Below are 25,859 nucleotides of genomic sequence, written 5' to 3' on the forward strand. Positions count from 1 at the left end.
ATATGATGATTTTGGTTTGTTGGGGGGGGATAACCAATCGTTGTTTTGCTGTGTATAAACGAACTGGCATGCTACTAATAATAAAACTTATTTATTCACGTTCCTATCATATAGCATACCAGTTCGATTCATTTTTCGGCTTTTATACCTCTTCCAGCCAGCCTTTCCCTTGCCGGATGATTTCCAGTTCGTCGTCGGTACATTTCACTACAGTGGAAGGTTCTATACCTCCGATACCTCCGTCAATGACCAGATCGACAATGTCACCGAACTTCTCATCTATCAGTTCGGGATCTGTCATATATTCCAAGTCCTCATGCTCTTCGTAAGGCAGAGTGGTCGTCATAATGGGAGCATCCAGCAGGCGTGCGATTTCGCGGATTATATTATTATCCGGCATACGGATACCCACTTCTTTCCGGTTGCGGAAGATTTTGGGTAACCGGTTGGTTCCGTTCAAAATAAAGGTGAATGGCCCCGGAAGATTATGCTTCATCAGCTTGAATATATTATTGTCTACTTTCGCATATTCGCTGATGCTACTCAAGTCATAACAGATGATAGACAGATTGTTCTTTCTAGGGTCTATCTCTTTGATCCGGCATATCCGTTCTATAGCACGTTCCTTCAAACCATGACAGCCGATGGCGTACATCGTATCAGTGGGATAGATAATCAGTCCGCCGTCATTCAGGATGTCGATGATTCGTTGTAAATCCTGCGGGTTATTATTTTTGTCATATAGCTTCAGAAGCATAATTCATTCTCCTTCTCTCTTATTTGAGTTTCTTTTTTAAGAAATCCAGTGCCTTTTCTGCTGCTTTCTCTGTCACCTTTTGTTTGATTGAATCCTTATTGGCGGTAGCGGCAGAGTCCAGTCCCAGTTTCTGTCCGAGTTTGCTGATAGCTTCATCGGCTACAGCCTCGACAGCTTGATTGGCCATGCTTTTAGTATCGACGCTGACTTTCGGAGAGGTAAATGAACCTCCGATCTTCAAGTCAAGAGTCATTAGTTTAGAGATATTGCCTACAGATGCCGGCAACTTCACTTTTCCGGAGTAGTCGATGGTTTGATCGAGGCCTGTGCTACCGGAAAGATTCAATGTGTAGTCTCCCATCTTGATATCGAACGGTTTGGTTTCTACGCGTCCGTCTTTGATGGTGAAATCCAGTGTCATATCTTTCACCTTCATGTCTTTCAGACTTGGCTGTTTAACGGCATCGGCTATTTCGTCGATTGCTTTCACTCCGCTTAAACTAAGATCACGGGTGGAAAGGCTACCATCACCTTGCATTGTATTCAGTACAGGGCTCATGGTTGCATCCAAATCTGTCAGTACATTAATACTTCCGGAGAAATTACCTTTCAGGTTTTCGAAGATAGGAGCCATCTTCTGCACCATGTCCAATTCTTTGTAAGCTTGTGCGAAACCGATATTGGAGAGTTTGAATCCGGCTTTCATTTCCGGCTTCTTTACGTTGGCAGTGGAGTAGTAGCCGTTCATGACCACGTTGCCACCCATGGTATTCATGGAGAGGTTTTTCATATCCACTTTGCCATCTTTTACCACAAGCTTGCCGTTCATATTATTGAAAGACATCTTATCGAATAACACCTGTTTCAGGTTAGCGTCCATTTGGAAGTCGATGTTGCGGGGAACTTCCATAATACCCGTGGCAGCTGTAGCTACGGAGTCGGTAGACGCAGTTTCTGATGCAGTCGCTTCATCCGCAGAAGCAGCCATGAAGTCGTTCAGATTGAAATAGTTGGAACGAATATTCAGGTTTCCTTTCAATGTAGTACCTTTCAATGCGTAACCGATATAGTTTTCAAACCGACTGTCGGCTGTGATATCATTCTTTCCGATGTTGACGGTTGTCTCGCTCAACTGGAGGTATTTCGGGGTGAAAGTGAAGAGAGACTTCTTGATTTCTACGTCCGGCATATCTTTCATTTTGAGTTTCATACCCGTCAGTCCGATAGTACCTGAAGCTTGCATACGTTCGTATTCCTCTTTTTCGATATAGGAAAGGCGTCCTGACATTTGCATATCGGCGTCAATGGTACCGTTCAACTCCATATCTCCAAGTGGATAGACTTGTTTTATCATACCTAAATTGAGAATCCCTTTAGCTTCAGCTTTAAAGTCCGGATCGCTGATCGGTGTTTTTACATTAGCCGTCAGGCTAAACGGATTTCCGGCAAGACGGAAACTGAAAGGATTGATATTGACCGTCGTCAGGTCGATATTTCCTCCCGGGTTCTGGACGTTGGCACTGATATTGATTTGATCCACTCCTGCCGGTAAAGCCGGATAGCGGAACATGGCATTCTTGACTTGCATATCAATGTTGAATGCAGGAACGGTGTCGCCTTGCAAGATACCTTTGGCCGTTGCAGTAAGCGTAGCGGTTCCGTCTGTTTTCAGACTGGAGAATTCCGTTGCATAAATGGCTGGAATCAGTGACAAGATTTCCTTAAACCCGATATCGTTCGTGTTAAGTTTCAAGTCTATGTTGATAGCCGGATCTTTCAAGGCTACCCAACCGTCGATACCTGCCTGAATGGCGTTGAGGCGGATGGTGTTGTCTTTTAATGTGTATTTGTTATTGGCAAGGTCGGCATCCACATCCATTGTTGCGGAGATATTGGCATTGGCCAGGAAAGGGATTCCATTCATCTTGTAAGTAAGTGATTTGGTTTCCGCTTCCAACTTCAGAGTAGTGCGGTCACTTCCTAAGTCTCCGGCGCAGACTGCGTTAAAGTCGCGGATATCAGCATACATCTTTCCTTGTTGATCGTCATAAATCAGGTTCATGTTTTTGATAACAAAGCGTTGTAGCTTCACTTTGAAAGGAGAAGATGCTTCTTCTTCTGAAACAGGAGCTTCGGCTGTTGCTGTTGTATCCGGTTTCATAATATCCCAGTTGGCACGTCCGTCCGGCAATACAATGGCATGTAACCGTGTATCTTCAATGAATATTTTAGAAATATCGTAACCGCTATCTCCGAAAAGAGAGAATAAGTTGACTGCGGCAGTAACTTCTCCGGCCTGTACAAGGGTGTCGTTGGCAAATTCACCAGTACCTTTTAACCAGAAATCCTCGAGAGTGACAGAAGCCTGTGGAAAGTTACGGAACAGGCTAATGTTAAGGTTCTTAAAGTCAAATTGTGCATTAAGCATCTTGTTGCCTTCTGTTTTTACAATGTCGGCTATCTTTCCCTGGAAGGCGAAAGGAAGAAGGAACATCAGAATGATGATGACTCCTACTGTGATAGCTGCGATTTTCAAACCTTTTTTCATTTGCTTCTATTTTAAGAGTTTGAGATATTACAAAGAGCAAAACTAATAAAAGTTTTTGATATAGAGGGAGAATCAGTTCCTTTTCTTTCGTCTTGATACGAAAGAAAAGGAACCAAAAAGAAAGAATCAAGGCTACGTTTTTCCGACTACTCCGGTGTTTCCTCCGGCTAAAGGGCAGAAACTCGCTACGCTCAAACAGTTTGCCCTTTTTAACGCCGGAGAAACCACCTGCGCTTGACGTCGGAAAAACGAGGCCGGGAGGCCATGCGGGGGCACTGTTTGATGGAGATATTGTGTGTAGGATGATTTTTATGTAAGTGTGTAGATGACAAAGATGGATAGGTGCGGAGGTCGGGAAGAATAGGCTATTTTTTCTTTCTAAGTTCTTCTGCAATTCTCCATTGTAAGGCGGCTTCTCCTTCTTTCCCGACTTTCAACAGAGCGTCTCCGAAGAGTTCGTGTGCACCGGCATGTTCCGGTTTCAGGCTGGTGGCCTTGTCCAGGTCGGCAATGGCACCTTCTGTGTTTTCTGTTTTTAGCCGGAGCTTTCCGCGGTTATAGACAGCTTTAAAGTTTGCCGGATAGAGGGTGACTGCAATGTTGAAGCAGTTTTCAGCATCGAAATACTCTTTGTTGTTGAAGAGAGTGATTCCTTTGCGTATCCAGGCATCCACATAATTAGGGTCGAGACTAAGTGCCTTGTCGTAGTTGGCGAGGGCGGCACGTGAGTCGTGTGCCTGGGTGATACATTCGTTACCCATTAATAGATATTCGTGAGCATATTGGCGGAGGCGTTCCTGCTGTTCGCGCATTTGCTCTTTGAGTTTCTTATTCTGCTCTTTCAAGGTGTTTATGACACCGAGTTTACGTCGGATAAAACGGCGGGGAACAGGTTTCTCAATATCATAGCGGGAATGAATGGCGCGGAAAAACTGTTCCAGACATTCCTCCATGTCTCCTTTGTCGAAAGCGCGTGAAGCAGCAGCGTATTGCACGTCGGCCTGCGCTTGTTTCAGAGCTTTGTCGATAGCCTGCCGGTCGTTGAAACGTCCGGCAAAGTTTACGATTTCGGGGCGGACGAAGACGTCAGCACGGTTAATAGGCTTTTTGAGCTGAATACCGTCCAGTGAGGTACAGCGGCTTAGTGCCACGTATGCTTGTCCACCTGCAAATACACCACCTGTGAAGTCGATGACTACACGGCTGAAAGTCAGTCCCTGACTCTTATGGACAGTGATGGCCCAAGCTAACCGAATGGGATATTGTGTGAAGCTACCTAAGACTTCTTCTTCTATTTCTTTTGTCTTTTCGTTGTAGCGATAACGGATATTGCGCCATGATTCACGCTTTACGTCACATTCTTTTCCATTGTCGGTGATAACGTAGATGGTTTCTTCTTCCTCATCAATTCCGGCAATGACACCAATGGTACCGTTTACCCACCTGCGGTCGAAATCATTTTTAATAAAGATGATTTGTGCACCGGGTTTCAGTACGAGCTCTTGTGAGGTGGGTAGACTGCTTTCGGGGAAATCTCCTTCGATGACTCCTTCAAAAGTAATTGGGTCTCCGGGAAGTTCCGCCAGTTTCTTTTCGTTGATAGAGTCTACCGTGTCTCTACGGGTGGCCAGAGTGATATACATATCAGCTTCCGATTCTTCTATCTGGCTTCCATAACGGGTGTTCAGTAGTTGCAGATCAGCCGCTCCGGCTGTATTGTTCCGGATATGGTCGAGGACGCCGACAAAAACGGGGTCTGTTTGGCGGTATACCTTTTGAAGTTCGATGGATACCAGGTCTATCTGGCCGAATACTCTGGCAGAGAAAAAATAGGGTGTAGGATAGAAGCGGTTCAATATTTCCCGTTCGTCGTTTTTTACGACGGGCTCCAGTTGGAATACGTCGCCTACCAATAACAGTTGTTTTCCTCCGAAAGGTTCACGCAGATTGTGAGAGTATACACGTAGGATTCGGTCGATGGCATCAATGATATCCGCCCTTACCATTGAAATCTCGTCGATGATGACCAGTTCTATTTGTTCCAACAGCTTCCGGTGAGGCTTGGTGTATTTGAAAAATTCATGGATACGACCACGCTGGAGACTCAAGTTCGGGTCATCCGGCAGCAGCGGATAGAAAGGGAGTTTGAAGAAACTATGCATCGTACTTCCTCCGGCATTGATAGCAGCGATGCCTGTCGGGGCGAGTACAACGTGTTTCTTTTTGGTATTTTCGCAGACGTAACGCAGGAATGTAGATTTCCCTGTACCCGCTTTCCCGGTCAGGAAAACCGATTGACGCGTATATTGAATCAGGTTCAGGGCGTCCTGAAACGCTGCGTTATTGGTGTCTACGCTCATAATCAGATAATACCAAAATGCTTCATTGCCTTGCTGATGCCATCCTCGTCGATGGGAGCTGTCACATAATCGGCAGCGGCTTTCACATCCTCTTTGGCTTGTCCCATGGCTACTCCGATGGCTGCATGGCGGAGCATGCTGATGTCATTTCCTCCGTCTCCGAAAGCCATGGTATCTTCGAGTTTAATATCAAAATAGCGGATTATTTCATCAATGCCCTTTTGCTTGGTGTCTCCTTTGGCGGTCACATCGGCAAATGCAGGATACCATCGGCCTATCTCGCAGGTAGGAATAGACGGACGGATTTCTTTTTCTTCCTCTTCCGTGATAAAGGGTGTCATTTGGATGACTTCCTTACTGGTTGCCTCCTCGAAAGATACAGTCGGAATCACATTCACGTGCAGGAAATCATAGAATATCTTTTTCACCATGTCATTGGGCTGGCAAACGGAAATGTTGTGTTCCTCTACAAAGATACAGGGAACGCCTTTTTTCTCGCAGAAATCTCCCATCGCTTTTACTTCGTCCTGGGGGATGGCACTTTTATAGATTACCTGTTCCCCGACAAAGCAGTAAGCCCCGTTCATGGTGATATATCCATCAATCAGATTCCGGTCTTGCAATTCGGAGAGGTTGTTGATAATGGCTTTCGGACGTCCCGTAGCGATAAATATCTTCAGTCCTTTTGCACGGGCGGCTTCCAGTGCCTCAATGGTAGACGACGGGATGCGGTGAGTTTCAAAACTGACCAATGTTCCGTCTATATCAAAAAATAATGCTTTCGTCATAAATTCTTTTTTGAATGGAGTACAAAAGTACTATTTTTCTATGTAAATAGCAATTAGGAGATTTCTCTTATGCTTTTTTTAAATCTCTACTCTTATCGATAGGAACACAATTATTTAAAAGTGCCTAATAAAATGATTAATTATAATAGGTTCCTTTATTCTTTTGACTAAAAAAGTTTCCCAAGCATGGCATCAAGTCTTTATTCTTCTAACGAATTCTCCTTATACTTCTCTCCATAGAGTTGCTGGTACTCCTTTTGGAAACGGTCATAAACACTTTGTGCATACGCTTTTTGTCCAAGTTTCTTGAGTGCTTTTATTTTGAAAGTCAATGCCGTTTCGCTCATTCCGTCAAACGAGAAAAGCACGTCGGACAATACGATAACCTTTCTGGGTTCATTATTCGCTTCTACGATAGGAAGCAGTTTCTCGATGATCCGGATGAAAAGTTCGTCATGGTTAATTTTGATATTGCCAAACCATTCGTAATCTACAAAAGTAGGCAGTAAGGTGCCTCGTTGCAGCAGGCCGATAAATCAGAATCCTAATTATTAATGGGATGGCAATTATGCTTCTTTCTGTTTTAATAAGACGGGATATTGCAGAACTTGATAAAACTAACAGTTTGTCCGGATATTCCCTTGGGGAGATTTAATCGGGCTTTAAAAATCTTGAATCAATGAAACAAATAAAATATTTATCCTTTATCCCTTTTCTAGCTCTTCTCTGCTTGATGACGGGATGTGAAAATGACAAAGATGTGTATTACCCTTATGTCAATGTTCCGCTTACTACGCACAATCCGGTGCTCGTTGAGGGAGAAGTCCTGCATATCGGTATTGGTTTGGACGGTGTGAATTATCGTGTAGAGAGTGATAATGAGGATGTGGTGACTGCCGAGGTGGTCGGCAACGAGATACTGTTGACAGGCGGTGACATAGGTAGCACCATCGTTCGCCTTTCGGATGATAGCTACAATCGTGTTCTCATGACGGTTGAAGTACGTAAACTTCAGGAACTGACACTCGAATCGTTCCCGGAGGGAGTGGAAGTATTGCGTCTGGATAATGACGGCGTTATTCTTCGTGAAATGAAAATCCTGACCGGTAATGGCGGTTATACAGTAACCAATTCTGCTCCTGAAGCCATCAGTGCTGAAATTGTGGAAGACCCCGACGTAACAGGAGGATATAAACTGATACTTGGCGGTAAAGCAAATGTCGATCAGGCAACGATTACTGTGACAGATTCCCGAAACAAGTCAGCTACTCTTAAAGTGCGGGTGACGAATCCGATTCGTCCTGTTCTGTTTGATAAAGAGGGGACTCTTGAGGGAGAATATGTGTACGAGGGTACGCCTCAACAGATTTCTTTCAATATTACTTCCGGTAATGGCGGCTATACCGTTAAATCTCTGAATGAAGGGGTAGCTACTGTGGCAATCTCCGGCACTACAGTAACTGTTACTGTGGTAGGTGACGGTGGTACAACTATTACTGTGACCGACCAGGAAAAGGAAAGCCGTTCCATAGATTTATGGGTACCGCTCAATCTTGACGACCCGACGCCACGTATTTATTGGGATGGTTATCGTGCCGATATTAACACGGTCGGAGTTTCCAGTACCGGATCTTATGCAACGCCAAAAGATATGTACTGGTATCAACAAAACGGTGAAGTGAAAGATACATATTATGTCTACTTTAACGGTGGTTGGGCAAACAATTTAAATAGTGTGAATGCTGCCAACCGTAATCCGAAGTTTGAAACGACTATCAATGACACTAAGACTTCGTATACAGACAAAGCAGCCTCTGCCGTTAAACTGACCGAGTTTATTTTGGAAAAACGTATCGGTACAGGTCCGACGAGCCATCCGCATATCTATTTCATCTCTTTAAAAACAGAAGATGGTAAGCGTGGATTTATAGTGCATCGTTGGAATGAATAATAAAGACAAATAGGTTCTTAGTTTTTTTTTCAGGGTATGAATATGAGGGTCGGATGCTGTATTGCTCCGGCCCTCTATGTTTTGATAGAGCATACAAAATTAGAGGCTGCCTTTCGGTAATACCACGAAAACAACTATCTTTGCTAACTGTTTATTATACACATAACCTAACAATATTATGCAGTATGAACTATAATTTTGATGAAATAATAAACCGTCATGGTACAGATTCCGTAAAATGGGATGCAGTAGAGAATCGTTGGGGACGCAATGACCTGATTCCAATGTGGGTAGCTGATATGGATTTCCGCACAGCTCCTTTTGTCATAGAGGCTTTGAAAAAACGCCTGGAGCATGAAGTACTCGGATATACATTTGCTTGCAAAGAATGGTCGGAGTCTATTATTAACTGGGTGAAGGAGCGCCATGGTTGGGTGATTCGTGAAGAGATGTTGACTTTCACTCCCGGTATTGTTCGCGGCTTGGCTTTTGTGATCCACTGCTTTACGCAAAAAGGAGATAAGATAATGGTAATGCCCCCTGTTTATCATCCTTTCTTTTTAGTCACTCAAAAGAATGAACGTGAAGTGGTATTCAGCCCGTTAGTCCTGAAAGATGAACAATATTATATTGATTTCAACCGCTTCCGTCAAGATATTCAAGGATGCAAATTGCTTATTCTAAGCAACCCTCATAACCCGGGTGGACGTGTATGGACCAAAGAGGAACTGTCTCAGATAGCCGACATCTGCTATGAAAGCGGCACATTGGTTATCTCTGACGAGATTCATGCTGACTTAACCCTGCCTCCATACAAACATCCTACCTTTGCTTTGATTTCAGAGAAGGCACGGATGAACTCTCTTGTCTTTATGTCTCCCAGCAAGGCATTCAACATGCCGGGATTGGCTAGTTCTTATGCAATTATTGAGAATGACGAACTTCGTCACCGTTTCCAGACATATATGGAAGCAAGCGAGTTTAGCGAAGGACATCTCTTTGCTTATTTAAGTGTAGCAGCTGCTTACAGTCATGGTACAGAATGGCTGGACCAAGTGGTAGCATATATTAAAGGAAATGTGGATTTCACTGAAACGTATTTGAAAGAACATATTCCTGCTATCAAGATGATCCGTCCGCAAGCCTCTTACTTGATCTTTCTGGATTGCCGCGCATTGGGACTCAATCAGGAAGAACTGAACCGTCTTTTTGTAGAAGATGCTCATCTGGCGCTGAATGATGGAACAACATTCGGTAAGGAAGGCGAGGGATTTATGCGGTTGAACGTTGCTTGTCCACGTGCTACGCTGGAAAAAGCATTGAAACAGTTGGAGCAGGCTGTAATGGATTTAAAATAGTCTTTTAAGTCCATTACCCGGTTCGGAAATAAAATCAATCCGTTCAGGGGATGAAGCTATATTTCCTGTCTCACTCTTGCTTTTTACTATTTAATTTTGTATCTTTAGTGCTTCTCATCTTCCCAAAGACAGGTAATCATATTACAAAGTTGACCAATAATCATCTTATAAGGTGATATTGGTCACTTTGCAATGTGCCTATTGTCCCATTGTAACGGGACGACTTACCGGCTGCATAAAAAAACTAATCTCTGCACTGAAAACCCTTAATCTTTGCACTGAAAAGTCTTAAGTACAAGATTGAAAAACTAGTTTGTTGCAGTATGATGATATGACAATGCCTCAACTATGGCATCACATTTACCGGAATCAGCCGTACCTCACTATTCAAGCCGGAGGGTAATGGACTCCAATGTCCATAATTGGCCGGACGATAGTTCAAATCAACAATATTGATTTCTTTGAATTTGCGCCACTGCACTCCCTGCCTGTCTAATTCTGCAATTCGATTCGCAGGGAGATTCGTGACTTCTATCTCGATGTGGTTTTTTCCGGGTTTTAAGAACTGGCCCACCTTTAGTTGATAAGGCACTGCCCATGCGCATCCCGCTTCCTGTCCGTTGATGCGGACACGGGCACTTTCGCGTACATCTCCCAAATCAAGAATCCAGTCGTCGGCCTGCAAAGTCGGCAATTCGATGTCTAAGGAATAAACACCGGTTCCCATGTTCGTTTGGGCTGCCGGATGATCGATATGGGTCCATGAACAGGGGCGATCTATATCAAATGTTCCTTGAATTTCCGGTTTGCTTTCGGCGAAGTGTAACTTCCAACCATGATCCAGACGAAGACTGAAAGGTTGCTCTTTGACATACTTCCACGGTTTGGATGCCTGCAAAGGTTGTTGATATGTTTGCAGAATGAACGATTCACCGGATTTTAATTGCAGATAGACTTGTGTTTTTCCGTTTGCCTGTCTTACCTTAGCTTCACCACATTCTCCGGTCATGGGATTGAAGAGAGCGGCTGCGGCTGCATTCGTTCCCAATGTGATCCAACCGTCCACTCCTTTATTTTGCAAGGAAGAGATGAAATAGTGGTGTCCCGTATCATTCACTCTTCGGATCGCTTGTAGTCCGAATTTGGTTTTCATTTCTTCGGGAGAGATATTGCAGCTGGCCAATGTACGTGCATAATCCGTTCCTGTGATAATCTTCCCCTTTCCGATTGAAGTAACGGTTGTTTCCGAGAAAGAAACAGCCGGAAGTTGCCGGAGCGTACGCTGGTAACTTTGGCGTTTTTGTTCCAACTGACCGTATCCCGGTACATCTGTCGGATAATTTTCGAGGAATACGATAGTAGCTCCCTGTTTGGCAAGTTCATAAAGATGTGCCAATACATCACTCGGCATTAGGTGTGCAGCAGGCACTACCAATGCTTTGTAGCCTGTTCCGCCCGAAGTAACCAACTGTCCGTCTTTGAAACGTGTACTGCGAATAAAGTTATCGGAAATATAATCCCCGTCATACCCGCTGTTGTTGATGCGATGGATAGCGTCGATAAACTTAGGAGCCAGTTTATCCATGTGGTGTATCGTGAATAATAACAATCGTCCCGGTTGCTCATTCCACATATCATATACCGGAAGATAAATCAGGAAATCATTATCCGGCCGTCCCATTTGCAGAAAGCTCTGGCAATGGGTGATATAGTTAAAGAACGAAGGAGCATCACGCCAAATACTGTTTGTCGGACTCATATTGATAGAAGCGTAGAACAACCATCCGGGCCATTCGGCTTCTTTCGGAGAATACGGAGTGCCGTGGAAAAACATGTGATTGACTCCGGAAACAAACATCAAATCCATATCCGGTTTACATTGCGACAGGGAAGTACGGAAATGCTCCGTCAGCCATGTAAATGTCTCGGAAGAAGTATACGTTTTTCCTGCAATATGAGCTGCCGAGGAGGCATATTTCAGCATAGACAGGTCCGAATCATTCTTTTTGGTCAATGAGTCCTGACGCAATCCTTCGATGTGGAACTGCGACAGTCCGAAACCTTCACATTCCGGAATATCCACGGAAGCATAGATATCAATCAGATTACCGGGCGAACCATGTGCCTGATTACGGGTGATACTACCGTTTTTGTGTGCCCAGTCTGTCCATTGATGACTGAAGTTCTCCAATAAGAGGTCGGAAATGGTTTCCCGGTAATCCGACACGATACGTCTGCTAACTTCCGGACGGTTTTTATCCAGGAATTCGGGGAAATGTTCTTCCAGTTTATACCCCCGTCTACGAGCGAACTGTTCCAGGAAATCATCCGTCCAGTCAGCTTGATAAACTTCGTATGAATCGTTGAAGAAAGTATGTGGATAACTTGTCTTGCTACTTTTGAAAGCACGGTCAAAGCGGGAAAGATAATTTTTTACCGCCTTTTTTGAGAGATGATTCATCACATAGCCTTCTCCTCCCGGAGCTGCCCGTTTCACTTTCTGCCTTGTTTTTCCGATGTAAAGAGCGATCACTTTCCATTTGCCGGCAGGCGCTTTCCATTGCAGTTTGTCTTTTTTGACGTGAGCAGTCAGGTTGATACATTTGCCTTTCTCATCATATGCCATCACCCGGCTTAGTACAGAAAATGGTTGTTGCTTGGGATCGGTCACATTAATATCCTGTTCAATCTCTTTGCCGCCCTCTATTTCGTATGTCTGGAAGATAGCCTTGGTAGCCGCATCTTCTATACTAACTTCAGGTCCGCCAAAAGGCCATCCGGTTCCGGTATTCATATCAATCTCAATACCCGTACGTTTTCCTTCCGCTTGTGTATGCTTAAGCATTTCCATCCAGCGGGGAGAAAGGAACTGAATTTCATTCGCGTCATTGCCTTGCACCCCATAGATAGGAGTAATTTCTACTGCTCCCATTCCGGTACGTGCGTATTCTTCCAGATTATACGTCAGATTTTTTTCGTCTACGGCACTTCCCAGCCACCACCATCTGGCGCCGGGACGTGCTTCCACCGGAGTGTCCGGCCATTGTTGTGCTTGCATTACTCCACCTGCGGCGAGCAGGCAAAGAACTATCAATTCTCTTTTATTCATCATTCTTTCGGTGTGTTATAGTATTCTATATTTTCTGCGTCATCAGTTACAAAAAGCGGTCGTCCGTCCGGCTGTTCAAAGTGGAAGCGGATGCCGTCGAAGGTAATGTTCCGTGCGTGGCGGATATAAAACCCTTTGGCGGGAATAGTGCCGAACATCCAGGGTTCGGGGTATACTTTCTCCTGTTCGGGCGGAATACGTTTGCCATCCTCTTCGCTATATCCTCCTTTATAATAGAGGTGAATATTCCGAAAAGTTACGTCCTCAATACATGCACCCGGCACTCCGCTGATGATAGAAGCATATCGGCTGTCGGCATTCCATACATTGATATCGCTGATAAGAATACGTTTCATGGTGCCCACAGGAGTGCCTTCAGGACTGCGCATACGTGCGCCCAACCGGAGGAAAATAGGCGCATTGACTATATTTCTCATTGTAATATTACTGATTACAATATCTTCCAGATGTCCTCCGTCTACCGTTTCCAATGCCAGTCCACGGCAATGTTCAAAGATACAGTTCGTAATCGCAATATTGCGGAAACCTCCACTACTTTCTGTGCCAAGTTTGATGCGTCCCGTACGGAAACCATGATCGGGAGCCTGCGGTTCGTCCAGCTGCCAAGTGCCGTCCATTACACTGCCTTTGTCAAAGCCGCTGACATAACAATCACTGATCGTCACATTTTCCGTATCTTGGAAGCGTCCTAATCCATAAGAGGCTTTCAATACAATGGCATCATCCCAAGGGGAGTTCACCGTGCATTGGCTGATACGTACGTTCCGGCAGCAATCAATATCGAAGCCATCCCGGTTGGTGTCTACTTTCAGATTCAGAATCGTCAGATGATCCACTCCGGTAGCCAACAGGGCGAAATGCCCGCAATGCAGCATGGATAAATCTTTCAGGGTCACATTTCTGCAATCTTTCAGGCTGATCGCCTTATTGCCTACACCCGGCAGGCGGCTCTCTTCACGGGTCAAGCCTTTGCCGTAGATTAAGCCGGGACCACTGATCGTAATATTCTCCAGCCCGATTCCCCAAATTAAAGAGTTTTTCCAATGGCTGTGACCGAAATCCTGATACTTATTATGTTCATTCGGTTCGGCGGTATCATATCCTTCCTCTTTTCCGGGAAAGGCGGCAATGATACGGGTGCCCTGTTCCAGATAGATATGAATGTTACTTTTTAACCGGATGGAATAACACGCATATTCTCCCGCAGGTAGATATACTGTGCCTCCTCCGGCCTGTGCGGCCGCTTCAATCGCACGATTGATGGCAGGCGAATCAATCGTTTTCCCATCCGCTTTGGCTCCGAAGTCCATTACATTATAAATGGCTGCATGTAGATAGATGCAACCTATTAACAGACTGAATAATAAATAGATCCTTTTCATTTTTTGTCGATTTTGGCAAAAATATCCGGTAACATATAGTAGTTGTAATCCGCTTTTTCATTCTGTTCGTAGAAACAGAAGTAAAGCCGGAAAGGCTTGCTTCCTTCGTTTCGCGAAGAAGCCGGGGAGAGACTGCAACGTCCGGCCAGTACAGGGCGGTCGGTTCGTTTGCCTGATTCGTAAAGCATCAGGGGAGTTGCATCCTTATGTCCGTCACTCAAGCGAATATCATCGGTAGGAGTGACAGCCTGCAGCGTCCGTAATTGCATACTTTCTCCGTAGTAGCAAGTGAAGGCTTGTCCCTCCACGCTGAATACATTGATGTCCGAATCCGGTTGGCAATCGCCGAAACTCCAAAATAGGGCATCGGCTTCCGGAGCAGAGGCGACTTCTACTTCCAGAATAAATCCACGACTATCGGGCAGTGCTTTCCATTGGAAGGATACTCCCTGTATCTTTTCTTTAGGTTTTAGCCAGTGGCTTTCATTTCCTTTTGATATGCCCAACCGGAAAGTGCCGGCAGGTGGCGTCAGTGCTTGTGCTTGCGCATCAATGAGCAAGATTCCCAGCAGTACGATGGTCAGGAGATGTCTTAACATAGTTGAAGTTGATATTACTTTGTTCGTTCTCTTTTAGTTCAATGACATTCTTTTCTTCTGTCTTTAATGTAATTTCAGACAAGTTGAAATTCTTCGTATAGCAGATTTTGCCCGGTTTGTCGGTCTGCGCTTCGATGGCATAAAGATAGAAATTTTCCAGACGTAACGAGTCATTCCATCCCGAAGCGGAGATAAATTCGTCCACATTTTCCGCTTTTACCTTTGATACGTAGACATTGCGGAAACGCGGATAACCTTTTTCGGGAGGCGTTACCGGAGTCAGCATGATTCTCCAGTGTTCCGGGATTTCTTTCCCTTCATACTCTTTGGGTAAAGTGCTGTAACTGTAACTGGGGTTCCAGTTCAAGTCTGCCGCCAGCACGTGACGGACGTTTTCCGCTTTTACTTCGGTCATATAAATGTTTTCGATTGTCCCTCCACGGTTCATGGCGCTTTTCAACCGCAGCACGGCGGAGGTGCCGATTGCTTCCAGATTATATCCCAATACATTCCGTATGCTACCGGAAGTTTCGCTTCCGCAGGTGATAAGTCCGGCACCTTTGCGGGCGATGCAATTGCGTATGACCACATTTTCCGTAGGAAGGTTCACCCGCAGTCCGTCTGCATCCCGTCCCGATTTGATACAGATATTATCATCGTTACAGTCTACATCGCAGTTTTCGACCAAGATATTGCAGGAAGAATCAATGTCGATACCGTCCGTGCTCGGACCGTGTCCACCTATATTGTTGTTGATGGTCAATCCGTCTATCGTGCAATAATCGGAGTAAAGAATCTGACATCCCCAAAAACCGGTACGCATCAGGGTAAATCCTTTCAATGTAATGTCCGAGCTACGTTCTATGAGGATGCCCCGTACCCGTTTGCAGTCATAATCCACAATCCAGCGCAATCCTTTTGCTTCGTATTCTTTCCGCATTTCCCAATATTTATCCCAAAATACTTTTCCCCGGCAGTCCAGCGTTCCTTCTCCGCTGACGGAAGCGTTCTTTTCATTGACAATGTTGATAACTGCCGCGGGCCATGTCATCTCGATTCCTGCAATCCGTGAGCGGAATTCGGGATAATGATGAATGTAAGGGCTGGCCAGTAAAGTCACCCCTTTGTCCAGTTGCAGGTTGACACCGCTTTTTATGAACAGTGCGCCAGTCTGATAATATCCCGGCTGAAAAACTACCGTTCCTCCACCGATGACGGCACAACTGTCAATTGCTTTCTGGATAGCTTCCGTGCTAAGCACCGTGCTGTCTGCTACTGCGCCAAAAGAATTAGCGGATAAAATTACATGGTTTCCGGGCATTTGCCGGCTGCCTACACTATCGGCCCATGACAAATCCGGTTGTTGCGGTACTTGCCCCCATTCGAAGCTGTTGTTTCCTGCCTGTTTAGCCGTTGGGGTGGCGCAAGCTGCTGTCAAAAGTGTGCCTGCCAATAGGAACAGGGGAAAGATGCTTTTGGTTTTCATATTTATCTAATGCCTGATTCTTAATACTTAATACCTACTACTTATCTCTTAATTTCCGTCCGGTTTTTCAATTTCCGTGAATGGTGATTCGTTCCAGTGGAAACCATTTACATCGTCCGGCTGTGCCGGATTATAGGACGGGTCTATTTTCAGGTGTTTAGCCAGTTCCGGTACGGCTTTCTTCATTCCTTCAATCACACATTGGGCTATTTGATAGGCTCCGTATGGATTGAAGTGGGTGTTATCCTCAAAAGCTTTGGTCTGTCCCGGATAAGTGCCTGCCGGATAGTGTACGAAAGCACGTTTCGACGTTTCTGTTCCCAAAGCTTCATAAAGCGTACGGGTCATCTCGTTGAGGTCGATCAACGGAACATTTTCTTTAGCTGCCAGCCAGCGCATGGCTTCCGGATAATCTTCGTGTGTGTCACGGATATGTCCGGTTGCGTCGAAACTCCGGCGTTGGGTGGGAGTGACCAGTACGGGGTATGCTCCCCGTGCACGAGCTTCATCAATAAATGTTTTCAGGCTGGTCATAAAAGAGTAATAAGCTCCTTTGCCCGGTCCTTTTTGCTTTTGGTCGTTATGCCCGAATTCCATGAAAAGATAATCTCCTTTCTTTATCTGGCTCAATGCTTTTTTCAAACGTCCTGCGGCAATAAACGTATTGGCTGATTCGCCCGATTCCGCATAATTGGCGATACAAACGTCCGTACCGAAAAAATGAGGTATCATTTGTCCCCAGCTTGCCCATGGCTCGTTGTCCTGGTCGACTACGGTACTGTTACCGCATAGAAAAACGGTAATCACCGACGGATCGGCAGGCTCGATGCTGATACTCTGGCATACGGGTGCATCGCCGTTAAATTCCAGCGTCAGTTTATCGTCCCAGTTCAGTTTGGCTTTTTCGCGGGGTTTGATACGTACGGATTCTTTTTCGGAAATGCGGGGGTTGCGTTTGTTGATGATAAATGTTTCATCTACGAATTGTCCCTTTTTAGTAGCGAGGTTATCAATGAACAGTCGGCGTGATTCGCCTCTTACTGTTGTCACCCCTGCCTGTTTCTTGCTTCCCAGGCGAACGGTTACTTGATAGTTACCGTCCGGCACGCGGACAGAAAAGAAGAAGGGTGCCTTGCTGCCTTTTTCGGGAGTAGCGACGAGATCATATCCATATCCCGTCTCCTCACTGTAGCGGGGAGCATCTGCCAACTGGTATGTTTGGGCTTTCTCCTGTGCATTGACACTTGCCGTAGCTAAGAGTAGCAAGCCTATGATCGTAGTTTTCATGTAAAATGATATTTAATGTATATTGTTTATGGAATTTAGGCACGGATTACACGGATTTCACGGTTTTTAGAATTACGCTTTTATAAAGCAACAGCGTAATCCGTGTAATTCGTGCCTGATAATTCCCATTTAGTTAATTTTCGGTTTGAGCTCGTCAGGAGAATCTTTGGTATAAGATTTCACATCTCCCGCCACTTTGGTGAATAATGCTTGTATTAGCTCCGGAGCTATCTTGTCTGCCGGACGGAAAGCATCCGAATTCATATAATTCAGGATTGCTTTGTGCATCTGGCGGGCAACGATTCGTTTTTCCGGTTGGGAAGTAATGTCCATACTGGTCATCATCAATTTACCGTTCAAGACCTTTGCTTCGAACAACATGCCGATTTTCCGGCTGATAAACCAAGTATCAATACTTTGAACCGTTGGTTGGAATGTTGCCGGGAAGTCGGTGAATTGCATCACCTGCGCTTTGTTCAGCAGTTCCCACCATTGAAGGTTACTATGATATTCGGTAGGGAATTCGCGGAAAAGAGGGTGATATTCATTCAGGAAAATACCGGTTGTGTGCGGCGGACGCATCTTGAACCAGGAAGTATTCCAGAATACGGGAGTGAAGTATTGTTTGACTTCTTTGCCGTATTGTATCTTTCCGGCAGCCGTAATCAGCACATTTCCTCCGTCTTGTAACACAGCCAATGCCTTGGCGTCCAAGGTGTCGGTGGTATATACTGTTCCTTGTACCAGTTCCACTTGTGCCGGATATACCCAGAAATCCCAGTCGTTTACGGCATCACAGCCTTCGATACGTACTTCCAGATTTAGTTTCTGCGGTGTATCGATTCCTTCCAGAGTCATATCTACACTACCCAGAGAATAAAGATTTCCGATGGGAATGTGATGGGTGCCGACAGTTCCATGAGCATATACTTTTCCGAATTTATCCTTAATGGTATATACTGTTTTTGCACTTTCTAAGGGAGCAGCTCCGAAATGAGATACTTCAATGTCGGCATGGAATGTTTCATTGTTGGCATATACAAATTTAGGAATACGTGCCAAAAGTACGGTCGGACTGCAAAAGCGTCTGAACTGTTCTGCGTTGATATATCCTTTTTCTTCAAAGAACACGTCCAGTACACCGACTAATGCAGTTCCCTGGCCGGAATAATCATTGAGAGCCAGCAACTGGAATCCCGCATAGTCCGGAGTACGCAAGGTCTTTTCAATCTCATGTTTGTAGCAGAGTGCCTGCAATTTGCCCGAAGCCATCATAAAGTCGTGACTCTGGCTTCCCATGTGGTTATCGTTCAGAATATCCCGGAAGATTTCAAAGTTCTTCGCTTTGTTGACTCCGGTATATTTACGGATCTCATTGAAATTCGGGAATACGCACCATTGACCTGTTTCGTGTGATACATACGGTTGTTTCACCGTGTCGATTCTTGCACGATAATCCGATTCACTTTCCGGTTGCGCACCTGCCCAACTAAGTCCGCGTGCGCCGGCTTTCACATGATACTCATTGTGAGGTTGCCATTGCCAGCTGTTTCCAACGGAGGCTCCTGTGTATACACGACGCGGATCGGTTGCTTTCCAATAATCCACGAACTTGCTGACCCATGCCACCCAACGACCGGAAGGTTCATTGCCGCAAGCCAGCATGCAGTAAGAAGCGTAATTCCCATATTCCTTGGTCAGTGCAATGGTTTCGTCCATCAGGTATTTGTCAATCGGTTGTCCGTTACCCAGTCTCGGACCGTGGTTCGGCCAGCTCGGTCCTTCCGGTTGCAGATAGAAACCGACCAGATCGGCAGCGATGAAAGCTGCTTCCGGCGGACAGAAAGAGTGGAAGCGCATGTGATTCAGGCCATAGTTACGACAAATGCGGAACACCCGTTCCCAAGAAGCTACATCCATCGGCGCATAGCCTGTCAATGGGAAGTCACAGTTTTCCACCGTACCGCGAAGCATCGTTTTGCGACCATTTACATAGAACCATTTCCCTTCTATCTTGAAATCACGCATACCGAACTGTACTTGTTGTGTGTCAGTTTGCTTGCCGTTGGTTAATTTTGCCGTCAGTTTATAAAGTGCCGGACTGAATTCATCCCACGTCAGAAACTCTTTTCCCATCGGAAGTTCCATTTCCACCGGATTATCTCCCGGACGGATGTTGAAACTTTGATGTACGGGAGCCACTTTGTGCTGAATGTCCGTGTTAAAGCTCGCAGCGGAAAGGGTGATCTCTCCCTTGGTGGAAGAAGCAGACCGTATATTCATGCGAACCAGCGCTTTCTGATTGCTCAAATCGGGATATACCTGAATATCTTCTAAATGGACTTTAGGAGTAGCTTGTAATTCGATTCGTCCGACGATACCGTTCCAGTTACCTTGTGTCTGGTCGGTGATGCTGTGAGAATCTGGACCTACGTTGATTTCTTTGATTCTATTATCGATACGGATGGTAATCAGGTACGTTTTTCCGGGGGTGGTTGCAGCAGTCAGGTCATAGACATGGGGAACACAAAGACTGTTTTGCATACCAAGCTCCTGCTGATTTACCCATACAGTAGTTTCGATGTGCGGACGTTCCAGAAAAAGAGTGATTCTTTCTCCTTTCCAGTCAGCCGGGATTGTCACTTTCTTTTGATACCAGGCCACACCTACATAATGTTTGTCGGGAGTCAGAAAGAAGGGTAGCTTTACTTGTCCCTCTATCTTGTATTTTTCCATATATGGGTTGAAGTAGTAAGAACTGTCGTAGAGGCTTCCGGTCCATTGGGTACGGACGGTCACTTCATCTCCTTTCAATTTTTCGGGCATGGAGCCGGGTAGGTTGATAGAATCGTCGAGGGATTTTTTGAACCATTGTTCCTTGACGCCGGTATCTTCCCGGTCTATCTGGAAATTCCATTTGCCGGATAAACTGAAAGAGTGATTTTGTCCCGCTACGGTCAGTATGGAGATAAATACGATAGCAATACTTACTAAAAGTCGTTTCATGATATATAGAGTTGATATGTTTTTCATTCTTTTTAAAATCTGCCGCTAAAGTAGAGCTTTTTAAGGGTTTAGTAAATAGAAAGATGTACAGATACATAGAATATTGTATCAAAATGGACATCTAAAAGCGTTCGTGTACAAAACTACATGGATTTGAAATATTGTCCATGCTCTTTATCTTTGAGGAGGGGCGGAGATGCCTTATCTTTGCAAGGTAAACTTTTTAATCTTAATAAGGAACCATGAAAAAAGTAGTAATCTGGATAGCTCTAAGTCTTTGGTCGGTGATGACAGTCTTTGCCGGTGAGACAGCTTACCTCTTTTCTTATTTTATCAATGACAGTAAAGACGGACTGCATTTAGCATATAGTTATGATGGATTGAACTGGCTGCCTTTACATGGCGGACGTTCTTATCTTACCCCTGCGGTTGGTAAAGATGAATTAATGCGTGACCCCAGCATTTGCCAGTCGCCGGACGGCACTTTTCACATGGTCTGGACTTCCAGTTGGACGGACCGGATTATCGGATATGCCTCTTCACGCGATTTGGTTCATTGGAGTGAGCAACAAGCAATCCCTGTGATGATGCACGAGCCGGATGCACATAACTGTTGGGCTCCCGAACTGTTTTATGATGAACCTTCACAAACCTATTATATCTTTTGGGCAACTACGATTCCCGGCCGTCACAAAGAAGTGGCTACCAGTGAAAGTGAGAAGGGACTGAATCATCGTATTTATTATGTAACAACGAAGGACTTTCGTACTTTCTCGAAGACGAAGATGTTCTTCAATCCAGATTTCAGTGTGATTGATGCCGCTATTGTGAAAGACCCGAAGCGGGAAGACCTGATAATGGTAGTCAAGAATGAAAATTCCAATCCGCCGGAAAAGAATTTGCGTGTGACGCGTACAAAGAAGATAGAAAAAGGATTCCCGACCAAAGTATCGGCACCTATTACAGGAAAATATTGGGCGGAAGGTCCGGCTCCTCTTTTTGTAGGTGATACGCTTTATGTCTATTTTGATAAATACCGTGACCATCGTTATGGAGCTGTTCGTTCTTTGGACTATGGTGAAACATGGGAAGATGTGTCCGATCAGGTCTTTTTTCCGAGGGGGATTCGTCATGGAACGGCGTTTGCAGTGGATGCCTCCATTGTGGAGTCACTGATTGCCGACCGGAACTATAATCCACTTATTCCCGATAATCTGGCGGATCCGTCTGTCTCCAAATTTGGTGATACCTATTATCTTTATGGCACTACCGATCTGGATTACGGACTTGGACGTGCCGGAACTCCTGTCGTATGGAAATCGAAAGATTTTGTGAACTGGAGTTTCGAAGGTTCCCATATCAGCGGGTTCGACTGGTCGAAAGGATATGACTACACGAATGATAAAGGTGAAAAGAAGAAGGGTTATTTCCGGTATTGGGCGCCTGGAAAAGTGATTGAGCAGGACGGCAAGTTTTATTTATACGTTACGTTTGTGAAACCGGATGACAAGATGGGAACTTATGTACTTGTAGCTGATCGCCCGGATGGTCCTTTCCATTTTACTGCGGGACAGGGGCTTTTGCCTCCCGGAGAAGAAGGAACAGATAGCCCGGCTGTCGTTGATGATATTGACGGAGAACCTTTTATTGATGACGACGGTTCAGGATATATCTTCTGGCGTCGTCGGAATGCGGGACGGCTTTCTGCGGACAGGCTTCATCTGGATGGTGAGCCGGTAACTCTGGCAACAGCCCGCCAGGGATATTCCGAAGGTCCGGTGATGTTTAAGCGTAAAGGTATCTATTACTATATTTATACTTTGAGTGGTCATCAGAATTATGTCAATGCTTATATGATGAGCCGCGAGTCTCCTTTGACGGGTTTTGTAAAGCCGGAGGGGAACGACATTTTTTTATTCTCTTCTCCTGAAAATCAAGTGTGGGGACCGGGACATGGCAACGTGTTTTATGACGAGGGAACGGATGAATATATTTTTCTCTATCTGGAATACGGAGATGGCGGAACTACCCGTCAAGTGTATGCTAACCGGATGGAATTTAATGACGATGGAACGATAAAGACATTAATCCCCGATATGCGTGGTGTAGGTTATCTGGCTGCTTCCTAAGAGACCCGGCCGAATCTGGCATTACAGTCGCATTTTTATGCTTCCAGTGAGAAATCTCCCCGTACTTCCGTGGTCAATATCGAAACGCAACCCAATCAACCGTTGCCGGAAAAAGGTTCGGTGAAGAGCTATACCCGCACGCATACTTATCAGGCTACCCATGTAGCTGACGAATCGAATGGAACCCGTTGGATGGCGGCTGATACGGATAGCAGTCCGTTTATTACAGTCGATTTAAAGGAAATCCGTAAGGTCGGGGAGTGCCAGCTCTATTTTACCCGTCCTACTGAAGGACATACCTGGCGACTGGAGAAGTCTATCGACGGAAAACATTGGCAGATGTGTGCCGAACAAGGGAAAGTACAAGTATGCTCTCCACATATTGCTAAGGAGATAGGAGAGACACGTTATCTCCGTCTTCATATTCGTAGGGGAGATGCCGGTTTGTGGGAATGGAAAATATATGAATAACGTTTTATAACGCTAATAATCAATCGAATTTATGAAGTATATGGTAAAAAGTAAAATTCTGGCTATTTTCTGTGCCGGTCTATTAACCGTTTCTACCGGAATACAGGCAGCAGAGAGACTGGCAACCGGAACTCAACAGAAGCAAGCTCAAAAGACTGTAATTGAAACTTCTCCCTGGTTTGATGATAAAGACCTGACTTTGACGGGTGTCTATTATTATCCCGAACACTGGGATGAGAGCCAGTGGGAACGTGACTTCAAGAAAATGCATGAATTGGGATTTGAATTTACCCATTTTGCCGAGTTTGCCTGGGCGCAACTGGAACCGGAAGAGGGACGCTATGATTTTGCATGGCTGGACAGGGCTGTAGCTTTGGCAGCCAAGTATGATTTGAAAGTTATCATGTGTACTTCTACTGCCACTCCTCCTGTATGGATGAGCCGGAAATATCCAGAAATTCTATTGAAGAATGAGGATGGAACGATACTTGACCACGGTGCTCGCCAGCATGCTTCATTTGCTTCGCCTCTTTACAGGGAATTATCATACAAGATGATTGAAAAACTGGCGCAACATTATGGCAATGACTCCCATATTATCGGATGGCAACTCGACAACGAACCTGCTGTACAGTTTGATTATAATCTGAAAGCGGAGCTTGCTTTCCGTGATTTTCTCCGTGCCAAATACAATAATGACATTCAACTTTTAAATAATGCATGGGGCACTGCTTTCTGGAGTGAGGCTTATTCGTCCTTTGATGAAATAACGCTTCCCAAGCGCGTACAGATGTTTATGAATCATCATCAAATTTTGGATTACCGCCGTTTTGCTGCATCACAAACCAATGATTTCCTGAACGAACAATGTCTGTTGATAAAGAAATATGCAAAGAACCAATGGGTGACTACGAATTATATACCGAATTATGATGAAGGTCACATCGGTGGTAGCCCCTCGCTTGATTTTCAAAGTTATACCCGTTATATGGTATATGGTGATAATGAGGGGATTGGTCGTCGAGGCTACCGGGTAGGTAATCCGTTGCGGATAGCTTGGGCAAATGACTTTTTCCGTCCGATACAGGGAACTTATGGTGTGATGGAATTACAGCCGGGACAGGTGAACTGGGGCAGTATCAATCCCCAACCTCTTCCGGGCGCAGTTCGTCTGTGGATGTGGAGTGTGTTTGCCGGTGGAAGTGATTTTATCTGCACCTATCGTTATCGCCAGCCTCTTTACGGCACGGAACAATATCATTACGGAATTGTCGGCACGGACGGAGTGACTATAACTCCCGGTGGAAGAGAATATGAGACATTTATAAAGGAGATTCGTGAACTTCGTAAACATAGCTCTTCCCGTGAAACCAAACCTGCCGATTACCTTGCCCGTCGTACAGCTATTCTTTTTAACCATGAAAACTCCTGGAGCATTGAGCGACAGAAACAGAACCGGACATGGGATACTTTTGCACACATCGAAAAGTACTATCGTACCCTAAAATCATTCGGAGCTCCTGTCGATTTTATTTCCGAAGCAAAGAACTTGTCCGATTATCCGGTCGTTATTGCACCGACTTATCAATTAGCTGATAAAGAACTGGTAGACAAATGGATCACTTATGTAAAGAACGGCGGAAACCTCATTCTGACTTGTCGTACGGCACAGAAAGACCGTTATGGTCGTCTTCCGGAAGCTCCCTTTGGTTCTATGATTACTCCGCTGACCGGAAATGAAATGAACTTTTATGATTTGCTGCTTCCCGAAAATCCCGGTACTGTTGTTATGGACGGAAAAGAGTATATTTGGAATACATGGGGAGAGATTCTGAATCCTCCGGCAGATGCTCAAGTATGGGCTACTTATAAAAACGAATTCTATGAAGGAAGTCCGGCTGTGACTTTCCGCAAACTGGGGAAAGGTACGATTACCTATGTAGGAGTGGACAGCCACAATGGAGCATTGGAAAAAGATATATTGAAAAAGCTATATGTACAGCTGAATATCCCGGTAATGGATTTGCCTTATGGCGTGACAATGGAATACCGGAATGGGTTGGGAATTGTATTAAACTATTCAGATCAGCCTTATACCTTCAACTTATCGAAGGGAGCCAAAGCATTGATCGGGACTACAGAGATTCCTACAGCGGGTGTATTTGTGTTTTCAGTGAAATAAGTGTTGAAAAGAATTATGTTACAATTAAATTATTTATTATGAGACTGTTGAACTATTGTTTTTTGATTGGAGGAATATTAATTGCTTCTTGTGTTGGTAATTCGAGTAATAAATCTCAAAATGATAAGAAAATAAATCCGGCGGATACTATTTATTTAGGAGATTTACGTGAAAAATTTGAAGGAGATTCTGTCTTTTTTGCAAAAGTGGCACCGGATCTGATATTGACAGATTATCAATATTTCTGGGCGGCAACAGAGTCAGATGCCATAGCCAATGGGTTAACAAAAGATTATTATAAGAAAGTAAAACAAGAAATTACTGCCACAAATGAAGCAATAAAGAAGGGAGTAATGAAAGGCGCTAATGTGAAACGAATTCCCGATTTTCAGAGTGTGAAATAGCTAAGAATGTTTTATCTTGGT

General features: G+C 44.9%; 15 protein-coding genes and 1 pseudogene. 5 read left to right on the plus strand and 11 right to left on the minus strand.

Features of this window, described 5'->3' with window-relative positions:
- Nucleotides 1-142: 142 nt before the first annotated feature.
- The 5 genes from BSCG_RS19295 to BSCG_RS29910 form a co-directional block, all read right to left on the minus strand.
- Nucleotides 143-757, minus strand: a complete 615-nt coding sequence (locus BSCG_RS19295) for an L-threonylcarbamoyladenylate synthase (protein WP_004301542.1) — start codon at nucleotides 755-757, stop codon at nucleotides 143-145.
- Nucleotides 758-776: 19 nt separating this feature from the next.
- Nucleotides 777-3,305 carry an AsmA-like C-terminal region-containing protein gene (locus BSCG_RS19290; RefSeq protein WP_032849415.1) on the minus strand — a complete coding sequence of 843 codons (2,529 nt, stop codon included), beginning with the start codon at nucleotides 3,303-3,305 and terminating at the stop codon, nucleotides 777-779.
- Between the two features lie 365 nt (nucleotides 3,306-3,670).
- Complete coding sequence (locus BSCG_RS19285; RefSeq protein WP_004309435.1) at nucleotides 3,671-5,665, minus strand: tetratricopeptide repeat protein; 1,995 nt, start codon at nucleotides 5,663-5,665, stop codon at nucleotides 3,671-3,673.
- Nucleotides 5,666-5,667: 2 nt separating this feature from the next.
- Nucleotides 5,668-6,453 carry a Cof-type HAD-IIB family hydrolase gene (locus tag BSCG_RS19280; RefSeq protein ID WP_004301545.1) on the minus strand — a complete coding sequence of 262 codons (786 nt, stop codon included), beginning with the start codon at nucleotides 6,451-6,453 and terminating at the stop codon, nucleotides 5,668-5,670.
- A 200-nt stretch (nucleotides 6,454-6,653) separates the two neighbouring features.
- Nucleotides 6,654-6,800, minus strand: coding sequence for a hypothetical protein (locus BSCG_RS29910; RefSeq protein WP_004301546.1), 147 nt, complete (start codon nucleotides 6,798-6,800; stop codon nucleotides 6,654-6,656).
- 332 nt (nucleotides 6,801-7,132) lie between these two features.
- Here BSCG_RS29910 and BSCG_RS0127395 point away from each other — a divergent pair, with 332 nt between their 5' ends.
- Together BSCG_RS0127395 and BSCG_RS19275 are read left to right on the plus strand one after the other, a co-directional pair.
- A complete protein-coding gene (locus BSCG_RS0127395; RefSeq protein WP_004309437.1) occupies nucleotides 7,133-8,404 on the plus strand; it encodes a hypothetical protein in 1,272 nt (423 codons plus the stop codon).
- 185 nt (nucleotides 8,405-8,589) lie between these two features.
- Nucleotides 8,590-9,762, plus strand: coding sequence for a MalY/PatB family protein (locus BSCG_RS19275; protein WP_004309438.1), 1,173 nt, complete (start codon nucleotides 8,590-8,592; stop codon nucleotides 9,760-9,762).
- A gap of 346 nt (nucleotides 9,763-10,108) precedes the next feature.
- Here BSCG_RS19275 and BSCG_RS19270 read toward each other — a convergent pair whose 3' ends face one another.
- The 6 genes from BSCG_RS19270 to BSCG_RS19245 all read right to left on the minus strand — a co-directional run bounded on the left by BSCG_RS19270 (nucleotide 10,109) and on the right by BSCG_RS19245 (nucleotide 20,652).
- Complete coding sequence (locus BSCG_RS19270) at nucleotides 10,109-12,874, minus strand: glycosyl hydrolase (RefSeq protein WP_008775413.1); 2,766 nt, start codon at nucleotides 12,872-12,874, stop codon at nucleotides 10,109-10,111.
- Nucleotides 12,871-14,274, minus strand: a complete 1,404-nt coding sequence (locus tag BSCG_RS19265; protein ID WP_008775414.1) for a glycoside hydrolase family 28 protein — start codon at nucleotides 14,272-14,274, stop codon at nucleotides 12,871-12,873. The genes BSCG_RS19270 and BSCG_RS19265 overlap by 4 nt, the downstream gene beginning before the upstream one ends.
- On the minus strand, nucleotides 14,271-14,873 hold the full coding sequence (locus BSCG_RS19260) for a DUF4450 domain-containing protein (protein ID WP_004309133.1): 603 nt from the start codon (nucleotides 14,871-14,873) through the stop codon (nucleotides 14,271-14,273). Before BSCG_RS19260 ends, BSCG_RS19265 begins: the two co-directional genes overlap by 4 nt.
- Nucleotides 14,824-16,359 carry a glycoside hydrolase family 28 protein gene (locus BSCG_RS19255; protein WP_004309134.1) on the minus strand — a complete coding sequence of 512 codons (1,536 nt, stop codon included), beginning with the start codon at nucleotides 16,357-16,359 and terminating at the stop codon, nucleotides 14,824-14,826. The genes BSCG_RS19260 and BSCG_RS19255 overlap by 50 nt, the downstream gene beginning before the upstream one ends.
- A gap of 48 nt (nucleotides 16,360-16,407) precedes the next feature.
- Nucleotides 16,408-17,646, minus strand: coding sequence for a rhamnogalacturonan acetylesterase (locus BSCG_RS19250; protein ID WP_004305254.1), 1,239 nt, complete (start codon nucleotides 17,644-17,646; stop codon nucleotides 16,408-16,410).
- A gap of 129 nt (nucleotides 17,647-17,775) precedes the next feature.
- Nucleotides 17,776-20,652, minus strand: coding sequence for a sugar-binding domain-containing protein (locus BSCG_RS19245; protein WP_008775416.1), 2,877 nt, complete (start codon nucleotides 20,650-20,652; stop codon nucleotides 17,776-17,778).
- Nucleotides 20,653-20,894: 242 nt separating this feature from the next.
- Here BSCG_RS19245 and BSCG_RS19240 point away from each other — a divergent pair.
- From BSCG_RS19240 to BSCG_RS19230, 3 genes and pseudogenes are all read left to right on the plus strand, one after another.
- Nucleotides 20,895-23,252: pseudogene (locus BSCG_RS19240) on the plus strand (family 43 glycosylhydrolase).
- Nucleotides 23,253-23,283: 31 nt separating this feature from the next.
- Nucleotides 23,284-25,434, plus strand: a complete 2,151-nt coding sequence (locus BSCG_RS19235; protein WP_008775418.1) for a beta-galactosidase — start codon at nucleotides 23,284-23,286, stop codon at nucleotides 25,432-25,434.
- 38 nt (nucleotides 25,435-25,472) lie between these two features.
- The gene (locus tag BSCG_RS19230; RefSeq protein WP_004301557.1) at nucleotides 25,473-25,838 is read left to right on the plus strand and encodes a hypothetical protein; all 366 of its coding nucleotides are present in this window, start codon (nucleotides 25,473-25,475) and stop codon (nucleotides 25,836-25,838) included.
- Nucleotides 25,839-25,859: the final 21 nt, after the last annotated feature.

It is taken from the genome of Bacteroides sp. 2_2_4, from assembly GCF_000157055.1.
In the GTDB taxonomy this organism is placed as follows: domain Bacteria; phylum Bacteroidota; class Bacteroidia; order Bacteroidales; family Bacteroidaceae; genus Bacteroides; species Bacteroides ovatus.